The organism is Candidatus Pantoea floridensis, assembly GCF_900215435.1.
Taxonomy (GTDB): Bacteria; Pseudomonadota; Gammaproteobacteria; order Enterobacterales; family Enterobacteriaceae; genus Pantoea; species Pantoea floridensis.
Window position 1 is genome coordinate 4377245 of sequence record NZ_OCMY01000001.1, and the last position, 12383, is coordinate 4389627.

Sequence of the window (12383 nt, forward strand, 5' to 3'; positions counted from 1 at the left end):
ATGGTTGATGGAATTTATAATATTGTCGTGACAAACAGAACTGGTCAATTAGAACGTTTCCGTTGTGGCATCACTGATTCAGAAATTACCGCCTGGAATGAAAATTATTATTTGTCAGGCACTATCGGATATTATAACTCTAATATCCATTTTAAGCGGTCAAGTACGGCGCAAGAAAAAAAAAGCTTTTTAATCTCAGATTATGACGATTATTCTTTTGAAGGTTTCACGACTGTTCATAGTGATGGATTCACCATTGTTCAGCCAGGAGGATTAGAACTGGTCATTGTTGCCATTGAGAAAGACGGCTCAGTAATCATTTAAACGTGGAAAATTTTGTTATGAATATGATCAATCCAACAAACTGTTCAGGGTCCATTCTCTTTCCTGAAAAGGGAAAAGAAAAGGCAAAGATCACAAGACTTTTTACGCGGCCTGACCTTTGGAAGATAAAATCAAGCCTAAACGTCACTGCCGAACAGCTGGCGGTTTGCTTAGGTGTTAGCCCATCACTTGCTAATGGATGGCTGAACGGTACACGAAAGCCAATAGGACCAGCTCGTAAGCTGCTCCTTCTGCTTGAGGGCGATCCTTCCCTTGCAGAAAAACTTAAAGCTTTATAATGCTTCAGCCAGTGACAGGCGCTATGTATCAGCGTCTGTCTGATTTTAAAAAACCTTAATTATTAATAGATTAAAGAAGATAGCCCCCATATTTTAACTTATATGGAACAAATAGCCCTTATTGTTTACATACCTTAGGTTAAGCTAACGATAAAAGGGAAACTGATATGAACCTTCCGAGCTTTCGAAATCCGTTTGTTAAACGCCAACCCATTCTTACTGAAGTTAATCCTCCGACATCAAACGTTTTTAATAAAAATAAACCGCTCCCCTCTCTTCCTTCAGAACCCTCTTCTCTACTCAGCAAAGCTACGCTCAATAAAAACCAAAAAATTGAATTCATTGAAAATAATGAAAATCAACCTATCACTTCTCTTCTTAATAAGACCGTTGGGAACCCCTCTTTATCATATCAGTTGGCTTTAAGCTCTGATGATCAGACACGACAAATTTTATTAGACAAAAAAGGAAGATTGATTTCCATTTCATCTGGTGATGAAGGCATGATAGGAATCACTCATAGTCAGAAAAAAAAGGAATGGGAACAACCAAAGAGTTCAGGTTTTTTTCACAAAAAAAAACCTCAGTCTGTTGATGTTTCTCTCATTAACGAGTTCGTCAAAATAGGCCATGAAAAAATTACACTCCCTGATAAACTGCTCACTGATTTCCTGACTGATTCAGCCTCGGATAATTCTTGTCGCTATCGATTGCACATGAAAGCTTTATATAGCTTTGATACTCCATCTCAGAAATGGGTCAAAGTAAATGCAGCGCCTGAGCGTCACACTCATCTTTATTCCGAGCCTGACAATAAGGTGTGGTGTGTAAAAGATGAAAAAATTCTTGCCTGTCTCTCACCTGATTCAGCCGCTACCCCTCCAATCCCAGCGTTCGAAAATAAGATTGAACACTTTTCGATCAGCCGTGAAGGACATGCTCTTGTTCAGACAAACAATGATGACGATAAAATTCAAAAAATCTTCTGGATAGAGGATGTCAGTCGCCCTGCTAAGAAAACTGAACTCTCATTGCCACCTCGCTACAGCTGCCGTAAAACAGCGATAGTGAATAAGACTGTCATGGCCATAGATTATCGTGGAGGTTTACAGTGTGGACCTTTACCCAGCGCTTTCGACCCAGTTCTTCATCTCGATTCAGGAGCGATGAATGTCCTGACCCAGCGCATCAACCAACAGATTTCAAGCGTCATTGGTCCGGGGTTTCGGATAGATGATATTGGTCAGGTGAAAGAAAACACGATTCGCTTCATCGTGAATGATGCGCAAGATCAAAAACATTACCTCACAATGAAAATTGATAATCTTGATGCTTCGGTTCTGAGCGCCTGGAATGTCTCAGACTCGCTGATCATTGATAACCAAAAAGGGCTTGAGCCTTTTACACCTGATTTACATAACATTATTGATCTCGAAAGGCTGGGTAAAATTACCGTCTTTGATAAGCGACCCTATTTCTACAATCCAAGATCTCAGCACTGGGAACTGACGAATGAGGAACGATCCGACCGAGTCAAGCTGTCTGTTCTTCATGCCGGTCTTGATGGTCAGCCCTGGATGTTAAAAGACGGGAAAATCAAAAAGCTAAAAATACGGGAACATTCTCAGAAACAGTCCCATTCAGATCATATTTTTGCCCTTCATCAGCTGAAAAAAACGGTGAGTGTTGATCGCACGATCCCTGACATGGACGCCGACCATCACCTTACAGATTTCGCCGCTGCCGATGTAAATAACGTGGTCTCGATCAATGCGAATGGCGGTATCAATTTTCACACCCAGCTTTCAAATCGTGTCATGACAAACCACCAGCTGAGTGAACAAATTGCAATCCCCGATTTCAAACCTAAAGCTGTCGCTATGACCAGTGATAAAAGTCTTCTTCTGTTAGGTGGCAAAGGCGAACTATTTTCTCTTTCAGAAGAAAGCTGGATGAACGGAAAGGTTTCGCCTTTGATACCTCTTCTTCCACCCTCGGGAACCGATAATAAGCTTGTTGAGTTGGTAAGTCTTCATACAATCGGACCTGGTAAGATTGCTGCTCAGGATGCATCAGGTAACAGCTGGCGATTAGAGAGTCACCGCTGGGTCTCACTTGAGCAACATAAACCGGTATCTTCTGTGATGGATGCTGTTTTTAATGACCTCGCCAGAGACGACCACACGAAAGCCATTCCTGGGACAGGAATCAAAGTCAAAGCACACTCACAGCTTTTAAACATGGATAAGCACCATAAGCTTAAAACGAAGTTCAGTGATCGTCTCGATTCTTTTGTTTTCCGTCCGACGATGGAATGGCCGCGACCGCTCAAAAATGTCGCCTATGGTGTTCAGCATAGCTTTAGTGGCCGTGAGGGGCTAAAACCCGTTTATCAAATGCAATCCGAGTTACTTTCACGTCTAAATGAGGTCAGTCAGGACGATCAACAGGAATTCCTTAAGCCGCTCTCTTTGCGCCTGAAGGAACTGAGACCGATGGCCACTAATGGAGCTGAACTAAAGCTGATGGAAGACATCTCTGATCTGACTGACCTTCTCGCGGTCAGCGTCACCCATCACGCTAAAATCATCGCTCAACATTATGGGATTCTGGATAAGGATTTCAGACAACGCGTCCGGCCATCATTAAAAAGGACAAAATCAGGTTTACTGAACGTAGCAAGTTCGCGCTCGACAAACCTCACGCAACAGCTTTCCTCTTCCCTGAACATGTTTCCGGCTGAGCTGAATAACGAGGCTGGAAACCTGTTCAGTTCAATGGTTGAGCATAAAATCATCTTGAACCATCAGAAGGAATCCGTGCCGGCTTCAATGCAACGTGATGTTCATGACGATATTGGGCTTATCAAATCCCGCTTGATTCATGATGTGCTGACGTTGCGTGAGTTTCATCGTCTGATGGGTGAAATCGAAACGGCGATGAAAGAGGACGTTCGTCGTCCTGAGTTCATCAATGAAATGATTGAGAAAACGGCCAACCTCAGGTTCGGGGTATGGGAATCGAACCCTGTTAAGGGGATAACCGATATGGGATTCAGCAATCACTCTGGCCTGGAGTCCACCTACGATGCAATCAGGCAAATGGTTAAAGCATTCAGTAAAGAGAATCATGGCGTTAACGTCACAGCGAGAACAGTGATGGATGTTGAGGATTCTGAAGGGCTTGAAAACAAAATGATTGATTCGCTCAGGTCGATGGAAACCAATGAAAGCATGGGCTTTACCCGAAGCTATGGGATCACAACGGCGGTATCGAGTTATTTCAGCCGCGCTTTATTTGTCAGTGCTGGTGCTACTGGGCGTGTTGGGCGTGGTTATGTGATGAATATTTCTCGTTCTGAAACAGGATTTAATCTCAGCTTTTCAAAATCATCCTCAGCAACCGGTGCCGTTCAGCTGGGTTTAGTTGATAACGTCCTGGGCGATTTTGATCATTCGCATCCGATTTTTCTCGATGACAATGACACTTTACCGATGTCAAAAACTGCGCTGGTGGGGGGGATGGTATCGATGACAGCGCGAAAAGGTACGGCTAATCGAATGGGTTTTCACGTAGGGGAACATGAAATTCAGTCCTTTATTCATCAACTGATGTCGGGCGAACTCGACCCGATTGAGCTGATGGGGCGTGGAACAGGCCACAAACAAACACGTTCGTCAGCCAGGAACTTTAATCTTTCTCTCGCTGCTGCCGCACATGTTTATATCACCTTGCCTTTCGATCTCAATCACGAACAACATCATTCGGCCATTGGTCGAGCAAGAGTCTCCGCTATGGCCGGGGCAAGTGTCGCGAATCTCTCAATGAGTAAGGATAAAATGTCCACGAGCGCTGGCAAAGGCAAAGCCATATCGGATAAAGGCTTTTCAGTGATGGACAGATTTGATGTCGCGGCCCAATTCGCCTTACCGTTTGGCCCGAGGATTTTAAGCAGTGATGAAAGCAATAACTTTACTGGATATATTAACCCTTCAGCTGACTTTCACGCGACCGTTAACAATCGAACTCATCATAAACTTAAGGTTGAGTTTGCCAATCCGAAAAAAATTACCACTCCTGCAATTGATCTTATCGCTGCAAAACTTGAACGGTACTTCACCGATAACGCTTCAGCTCAGTTACTGATCAATCTGCAACGCAAATCACCTGAAACTCCGAATCTTTCAGGCGTTCAGAAACTGAAAATCCTCAATACTCATTTTTCCCAATGGTATCAGGATACAGAACCACATTCCCGATTTGATGAACTGAAGGGGATTGGACCCAAAGCCGCGTTACTCTCTCTACAATCACTCGTCCGACAACAAGAGGCATACGACAATAAGGACCAGGTGATCGCAGCTGCTGAATATGAATCATCCTTTAAAAATCTATCTCGTCTTGACCATGCCAGTTTGTGTGAATACCTCTCAGGGCTGGTGGGTTTCAGTAGGTCAATTCACACTGATCGCATTAAAGCGATGATGGAGAATGATCACCAGCTGCGTGAGCTGATTGACCAGCTCAGGCTAAATCCTCACGCTGTGGCTTCTGTCTCTCTGGAATTCAACACGCAGACTCGTGACAGGATTGAAAAGGAATGGTTAGCCAGAAAACTGACTCAGGAGGACATTCATGAATTACTCAAAGATCGCGAGAATGTCAGGATCAAAGCGATAAGTTTCAGTCAGACTGCCAAAAAATCAGATGGGTTTACCTCTCCAAACTTTATTTTAGGTGGTTCAAACTCAGCTTCAGTATCCTTAACTGAACAGCTTGGAAGCGTGCTCTTTCACTATCCTGATGATAATGATGAGGTTCCTGTGTCCTATTCACTTAAAGGAAGGATTGTTTCACAGCAGAATGGGATTTCAACGGCTATGGATTCTGCGCAACGGGCCGGATATGTGGTGAGAAAAATTAATTAATAACTGAAGGGGTCTTTCCAGACCCCTTCTTCTTTTTCAAGGCGCTCATAAATAAAATGAACGGAATTAGCATATCGAATACGAATTTCGGCAATACGTGGATTATTCCCTGTGTTATACATACCAACTATATTCCAGGATCTTCCGTATTTCCTGAAAAATCCATTCAATACCCAGGCTCCTGCCGCAACGCAAACACAGGGTTCCTTTAATAATCGTTGTCGCGTGATCCCAAATCGTTTGAGTTCTTGAAAGTGACTTGAGTTTATTCCCATCATGCAAACATCTTCGGTATGATTTTTGTTGCCATTATTAATCGCATGGTTATAAAGATTTGATTCTTTGTCTGCAATCGCCCTTAACAACAAAGGTTCAATATGAAATTTCTCGCCGACTGTTTTGAAACAATCCGCTTTGGCATTCGGTGATAATAATAAAAAAAAAGACAATGTCAGATTCAACACTTTAAATCGCACTTTTGGCTCCTCTTTAGTTTGTTTAATAAGTGAAGAAAATGACGATTCAGTTCCTGTAAATCCCTGTAAACCACCCTCTTTCACCAGGCTGTATGAACTACTACAACGACATTGATTCAGGCGCGGCCTCATGGCTGCGCCAGTTAATAGCAATGGAACAAATCCCACCAGGATATATTGATGAACGATCAATCACCGAAATCCGCCCCTCAGACCTTATCGGCTTTACACAATGTCATTTCTTTTGCGGGATCGGCGGCTGGCCATATGCCCTGCATCTCGCCAACATCCCCGAGACTTTCCCGTTGTGGACGGGAAGTCCTCCGTGCCAGCCTTTCAGCGTGGCTGGACGAGCACGAGGGAAAGACGATTCACGTCACCTGGCTCCGGCCTTTCTCGACCTCATCTCAGAGTGCAAACCTCAATTCATCTTTGGGGAGCAAGTTGCAGCAGCGATTACCAAAGATCACTGGGCAGATTCTTTACTCATTGAACTGGAGGAAGAAGGTTACGCCAGCGGGTTCGCCGTTTTACCAGCTTGTAGCGTCGGCGCACCGCATCAAAGAAACAGAATGTTCTTTGGCGCTTACGACATGGCCCAGCCCATGCGCTCAGAATGGTTCGGTGAACGGCCACACGGACTGGCGAAAAGTGCTGGCGAGGAAACACAATCGTCATCAGACCAATTTGCAGGACATCGTGATTCTGTCGAGCTGGTCAACGCCTACCGCGAACGACTGGAAAGGGAGTGGCGCAACCGTGATCCGCAAGGATGGCAAAGATCGGACGTTCGACAGACTGGATTACTCGACCGAACATGGATTAAAAGGTTGTGCAATCAGGATAAAAGCTTCTGGAGTGATGCTGACTGGATCAGCTGCCGGGATGGAAAGTTTAGGGCAGTTGAACCCAGCACATTCCCGTTGGCTTATGGGGTTCCCGAAAGAATGGGACGATTGCGGGGTTATGGGAATGCGATTGTCCCGCAAGTCGCCGCCGAATTCATTGATGCTTTCCTGAAATCGATCCCTGGCTGCGACTTTTCTTTTCTGTCCTGAGGATTTCTGGAACCGGAACCCGATTTTCATAACCTATTAAATGCCGCGTCGAGCGGCATTACCTCACCTTTAAGGACAGGCATAATGAACATTTCACAAACAAATAGCGATTATTCGCATTCAGGTATCGACGATAATCAGCTTCGTTTAGCTGAACCGCCAATGATGAATCAACCCCCTTCTCAGACAACAAACGCACAAGGGGGAACTTTGAGTTATGGAGATGCGACAATCCAGAGTCCTTTTAATCCGGTCTTGAGCGGACAAAATTCATCATCGCTTCAATCTTCGATGTCGCAAGGTTCCTCACAGTCTCAAGGTATGATGGTAACGATTGAACAATATTTCATCCAGTTCTTACAACAGCTTCAAGCCTTGCTCGGAATGTCGTCAGGACAAACCCAGCCTTCTTCCAGTCCTTTACCTTCACTTTCATCTGATGCTGGCTCAATGCTGCCTACTCTTCCAACCAGCTTACAGGGGCTGAATCAGACGCCCGCAGTTCGTCTGGTATCAACAGGTACGACGAATACTGATACCTCTATGAATACCTCAGATCCTGACCTCCAAAAGCTGATAGACAAATTCGGCACTGATTATCAGGCCGCAAGTCAGGCTACGGGCGTTCCGGCGAAGTTACTTATCGCACAAACGATGCAGGAATCAGGCGGAGATGTGAATGCGACATCAACAAACCCAGGAAACGGGAAAACCGATACCGGAATGAACCAGATCAACCCTGATACTTACGCCGCGATGCGTGCTGAACATCCTGATAAGCTCGGGGCCAACATCAGCGATCCAAAAAATCAGATTATGTGTGCCGCGCTGATGTTGCAGGAAGGGAAGCAAAAATTCGGTTCTTATGATGCCGCGCTTCGTGCTTATAACTCAGGCGATGATCAGGTTGATGTTAAAAATCTCTCGAATGTTACCCTGGGGGATCCGAATTATGTTAATGAGGTTAATGGTTACGCCAGTAAATTCAATTAAATCTTAAGCGATCTTCGGATCGCTTTTTTTTGCGTTCTAAAAATTAACTCTCAATCTGTGCGAAAACAAAAGATCGATTATTTATTAGAAATAAAAATCTCATAGATTGAGGAATAAAAATAGCTCAAATTATTCATTATTTTTGTTGTGTCTTTATTTTCCGCGCCAATTAATACGATACAAAAAGTAAAAAATATTTCTAAAACCTCCAAAGACCACAAAAGAACAACAATTACTTCCCCCTAATAAATTGCTTTTGGCAACAACAAGCCTTTGATCCCTCTCCTGTTCTTCTTAAATCCTTATCTTTGTAATGATTCTGAAATGTTTCAAGGACTTTGTCTGTCTTTGCGAATAAACAAATAAGGAGTAATTCCTATCGGCTTATGATTATGGGTCGTGATAGCGTCAGGACCAGAAAATAATCAGCGGAGAGTAATGCGCTTGAACAGGAACAATCAGATAATTATTCAGCCTGCTCAGGGACGATCATCGGCTTATTTCACGGAAGATTTAACGCGCTGGATTAACAAACTCGCTCCACTCGATATTGATTTTGTGATTGAAGGAGAGACTGGAACCGGAAAGGACACGTTCGCCCGTCACCTTTATGAACAAAGCGAGCTGAGTGGACCGTTTATCGGGATCAACTGCGCCGCAATCCCTGAACAGCTGGCTGAGGCTGAGTTCTTTGGGGCGGTGCCGGGTGCGTTCACAGGCGCAAATAAAACCCGTATAGGCCACATCGAATCTAGTCACAACGGAATATTATTTCTCGATGAAATCGATTCAATGCCTCTTTCGCTTCAGGCAAAGCTTCTTCGGGTCATCGAAACACGATCCGTTATGCCACTCGGGAGCACTGAAACGACCCCTGTGAATCTCAGGGTTATCGGAGCGGCACAAACGCCACTTAATGAGCTTGTCGAATCAGGACTGTTTCGCCGTGACCTCTATTTCAGACTGAGCACAATCAAAATTTCGCTTCCAGCCATACGGGACAGAGTGGATGTCATCATTCCTCAATTTGTCAGGTTTGCCGCTGAAGCGGCGTTGACGTTTAAGCGTCCGCTTCCAGCGATGAATCCTGCCCTGACTGAATCGCTTCTGATGCATTCATGGCCTGGTAATATGCGTGAACTTAAAGCCGCTGCGATGCGCTTTGTCTTAGGGATTACGCCACTTGAGACAATCCGAAAGCCCAGGTCCTGGACACTTAAGGAACGAATGGCCCGAATCGAGGCGTGTCTTATTAAGGATTGTCTGACTCGTCATCATGATCAGGTTAGCCAGGCAGCTGACGAATTAGGGATCCCATCGCGCACGCTCTACAACAAACTTAAATCACTGAATTTGATTGGGAAATAAAAAAATTCAAATAAAGATGTGGAACCGAAATCTGATTCAAACCACTCACTAAAGGAATATTTCGATATTCAATTCAACATTTTAAAGGAGAACTCAGTATGTCAGTCACCTCAACAGGCGTTTCAACCGGCGCGGCGAATGCTAATGCCGATATGTTTCAATCTCAGATGGACGCAATCGAGGCTAAGTCAATGCAGAACACGCTAGATAAAGCTGAGCGCGATGTTAAAGACGCCTACGTTTCAGGCTATCAGAACTCGATCACCACAATGATCAGTTCGCAGAATACCGATAAGATTAATTTCTAATTCATGAGGAAGGTCTTCGGACCTTCCTGAAAGTGAGGACAGATGAATATTTCAAATTCCACCAGCCCATTATTCGCCAGTCACGTTGATTTGTCAGTTACCAAACCTGATTCCCCTACTGCCAGTGATGCAAATTTTTTTAGTCAGTCTCTTGATCAGGATACTCAGAACGTTCAGAACGATGGTCTGCTTCATCAGGCTTCAGGAATGTTCAATCAGATCAACAAAGAAAAAAATCATATCGATACTTCTCTTCGTCGTGCCGAAAAGACAACCGATCCGATTGCCATGAACAAGGCAGAAAGTCAGCTTTCGAACTATTACCTTGAAAATATGATGAACACGAAAATTGTCTCAAAGGCGGTTCAGAGCCTGGATAAGATCACCAGTCTCAATTGATATTATGAAACGTCTCATGCTTGCCCTGTTGTTAATGCTGCTTTTAGGGTGCGATTCGCAGGTGATACTTAACAGCGGCCTTAGTGAATCTGACGCGAACGACATCATTTCTGAGCTGGGTCATTACAATATCATTGCTGATAAACAGATTGATAAAACTGGCGTGACATTGCTTGTCAGTCAGCCCGACATCGACCGCTCAGTTCGTATTCTTAATGCTGCCGGATTACCCCATAAATCCCGAACTAACCTCGGAGAAATGTTTCAAAAGAATGGGATCATTTCCAGTCCTCTTGAAGAGCGTGCGCGTTATATTTATGCACTCTCCCAGGAACTGGAATCTACCTTGTCACAGATTGACGGTGTGGTATTGGCAAGAGTCAGTGTCGTTTTGCCGGAGCGCGTTGCACCTGGCGAACCCGTCCAGCCAGCAAGCGCTTCAGTTTTTATCAAATACACATCAGAACTTGATCCTGATGCAATTCGTCCCAGGATTCGACAACTCATTTCAGCCAGCATACCGGGATTAGCCGGGAAATCAGACGATGCGATTTCAATTGTTTTCTTTCCTGCTGTTAGCTATCAGGATTCGATTCAGACTGTCGCATTCGGTCCGATAGTGATGAAACAAACCACATTTTCTTCACTAAAAGTGGTTGTGCTGGTGAGCTTCCTTGTCTTGATTTTAGCTATTGGCGTGCTGTTCGGATTAAAACTTATCAGAAAAAAGAAAAGCCAAAGCACAGATTTAACGGTGACACATGATTGATCCCGATGACTGGTTAAAATGGTGGCGAGCTGGCTTTGTCGCTGATATTCATAAAAGCTGGAATGAACTACCGTGGTTCAGTTTAAATGAACAAGAAAAGACGATTTTCTATCAGGACGCTCCCGCCGTTGTTCGCGGTTTATGCAATATTCCCAAAACTAAACTGACAGAACCTGATGACAGAGTTTTGCGGTTCATTGATTTTTCGCCGATGCGTCAGCAGGCGTTAACACGATTGTTCGCAGCATTATGTAACTGTGATTTTGGTTATCTTTCTGCTCATGATCAGAAATGGTGTGATCGGATTACCAAAGGGATTCGCCCTCAGTCATTTTTACCAGCAGGAATAGACTATTGTGAACCTCAATATCATCTTTCCCTTTTGAAATCGTTCTTTCTGCCCCCAGTCTGGTCGCGTTTAAGACTTCGATTTTATCAGGCTGATATTCTTCTTGCAGAAAAGGATCCTTTGCTTTTTGACTCGCCTTATAAAAAACGACTACTTGCGTTGTTTGATTCAGCGTTATGGCGACTTGATAAATCATGATTGATTTACGTGAGATCAGGATTGAATTTGAGGTTAATCTGATTGAGGATGTTTTAATTAAATCAGAAACCTTGACTGAACAGGATTCAGCAAAAAGTTTATTCGAACAAACTGAGGAATATTGCCAACAGCAAATAAAGGAAAATGAAATTATAATTGCTGAGAAAACGCGTGAATTTGAATGTGATCTTAAACTGCAAATGAAGAACTCATTATCTAAGCTGGAATCAGATTTCCTGAGTAAGACAGAAGAGTTTTTTTCATTGCTTGAATCATCCCGTCTCGATGAGGAAGAGACAATTACCCGCCGTGCAAAGTCGTTTATGCATTCGCTTTTTAACGCGATGTTTGATGCAGTTCCTGATGATGAAAAAATCAATGCTGTATTCAGACAGCTCTCACGTTCCGCTGACAAGCATGAGGCCGCGACACTTTTTATCCATCCCGACACACTGAATCGAATTCCTGAACTGACTTTAGCTGTTTCTCATTGGGACATTTCCCCCACTGAAAACCAGCCGCAAGACGAACTCATGCTGAGGACGGCAAAGGGAGAATTTTCTTTGAGCTGGCGCGGTTATCAGCATTACATCCTTTCCAGACTTAACTAAGGAATGATTATGGCTAACATGCTCGACATTCAACATCGACTTGATCACCAGCTCTCAGACGCCAGTCATGAAGTGCTGTCTCTGGCGCAATCGATGCAGGGGCAATCTCCAACGATGGACGATCTCTTTACGTTCAAAAATGCCCTTCGAAAAGAGGCTGTGTCGAATCTCGCCGATAACCAGCTTTCATCGCTGAAGCACAACCTGACCCGTTCAATCATCGAATCTATTAGCTGAATTTTCAGGCAGTGGTGACGCTGCCTTATAAAGGGAACCTCAGTGTTAAAACGTTCATCACGATTT

13 protein-coding genes are annotated in these 12383 nt (G+C 44.1%); 12 read left to right on the forward strand and 1 reads right to left on the reverse strand.

Features of this window, described 5'->3' with window-relative positions; all coding sequences use genetic code 11:
* The 3 genes from CRO19_RS20505 (at nucleotide 1) to CRO19_RS20515 (ending at nucleotide 5551) form a co-directional block, all read left to right on the forward strand.
* Entirely contained in the window at nucleotides 1-324 is a 324-nt protein-coding gene (locus tag CRO19_RS20505; protein WP_097097510.1) for a hypothetical protein, read from the forward strand.
* Nucleotides 325-341: 17 nt separating this feature from the next.
* Complete coding sequence (locus CRO19_RS20510; protein WP_097097511.1) at nucleotides 342-623, forward strand: helix-turn-helix domain-containing protein; 282 nt, start codon at nucleotides 342-344, stop codon at nucleotides 621-623.
* Nucleotides 624-790: 167 nt separating this feature from the next.
* Nucleotides 791-5551 (forward strand): AvrE-family type 3 secretion system effector, encoded by a 4761-nt coding sequence (locus tag CRO19_RS20515; protein WP_097097512.1) that lies wholly within the window; start codon nucleotides 791-793, stop codon nucleotides 5549-5551.
* Here CRO19_RS20515 and CRO19_RS20520 read toward each other — a convergent pair.
* Nucleotides 5548-6027, reverse strand: coding sequence for a lytic transglycosylase domain-containing protein (locus tag CRO19_RS20520; RefSeq protein ID WP_320204503.1), 480 nt, complete (start codon nucleotides 6025-6027; stop codon nucleotides 5548-5550). The genes CRO19_RS20515 and CRO19_RS20520 overlap by 4 nt on opposite strands.
* Nucleotides 6028-6119: 92 nt before the next feature.
* Between CRO19_RS20520 and CRO19_RS20525 the strand changes: the two genes are divergently transcribed.
* The 9 genes from CRO19_RS20525 to CRO19_RS20565 all read left to right on the forward strand — a co-directional run bounded on the left by CRO19_RS20525 (nucleotide 6120) and on the right by CRO19_RS20565 (nucleotide 12317).
* The gene (locus CRO19_RS20525) at nucleotides 6120-7085 is read left to right on the forward strand and encodes a DNA cytosine methyltransferase (RefSeq protein WP_097097513.1); all 966 of its coding nucleotides are present in this window, start codon (nucleotides 6120-6122) and stop codon (nucleotides 7083-7085) included.
* Nucleotides 7086-7169: 84 nt separating this feature from the next.
* Entirely contained in the window at nucleotides 7170-8078 is a 909-nt protein-coding gene (locus tag CRO19_RS20530) for a transglycosylase SLT domain-containing protein (RefSeq protein WP_097097514.1), read from the forward strand.
* Nucleotides 8079-8516: 438 nt separating this feature from the next.
* Complete coding sequence (locus CRO19_RS20535; RefSeq protein ID WP_097097515.1) at nucleotides 8517-9446, forward strand: sigma 54-interacting transcriptional regulator; 930 nt, start codon at nucleotides 8517-8519, stop codon at nucleotides 9444-9446.
* 98 nt (nucleotides 9447-9544) lie between these two features.
* Nucleotides 9545-9754, forward strand: a complete 210-nt coding sequence (locus CRO19_RS20540) for a hypothetical protein (RefSeq protein ID WP_097097516.1) — start codon at nucleotides 9545-9547, stop codon at nucleotides 9752-9754.
* A 42-nt stretch (nucleotides 9755-9796) separates the two neighbouring features.
* Nucleotides 9797-10153, forward strand: a complete 357-nt coding sequence (locus CRO19_RS20545; protein ID WP_097097517.1) for an EscF/YscF/HrpA family type III secretion system needle major subunit — start codon at nucleotides 9797-9799, stop codon at nucleotides 10151-10153.
* A gap of 4 nt (nucleotides 10154-10157) precedes the next feature.
* On the forward strand, nucleotides 10158-10922 hold the full coding sequence (sctJ, locus tag CRO19_RS20550; RefSeq protein WP_097097518.1) for a type III secretion system inner membrane ring lipoprotein SctJ: 765 nt from the start codon (nucleotides 10158-10160) through the stop codon (nucleotides 10920-10922).
* Complete coding sequence (locus CRO19_RS25945; protein WP_141400264.1) at nucleotides 10915-11469, forward strand: hypothetical protein; 555 nt, start codon at nucleotides 10915-10917, stop codon at nucleotides 11467-11469. Before sctJ ends, CRO19_RS25945 begins: the two co-directional genes overlap by 8 nt.
* Nucleotides 11466-12080 carry an HrpE/YscL family type III secretion apparatus protein gene (locus tag CRO19_RS20560; protein ID WP_097097520.1) on the forward strand — a complete coding sequence of 205 codons (615 nt, stop codon included), beginning with the start codon at nucleotides 11466-11468 and terminating at the stop codon, nucleotides 12078-12080. Before CRO19_RS25945 ends, CRO19_RS20560 begins: the two co-directional genes overlap by 4 nt.
* Nucleotides 12081-12089: 9 nt before the next feature.
* Nucleotides 12090-12317: a type III secretion protein HrpF gene (locus CRO19_RS20565; RefSeq protein ID WP_097097521.1), complete on the forward strand. Its 228-nt coding sequence runs from the start codon at nucleotides 12090-12092 to the stop codon at nucleotides 12315-12317.
* Nucleotides 12318-12383 lie beyond the last annotated feature (66 nt).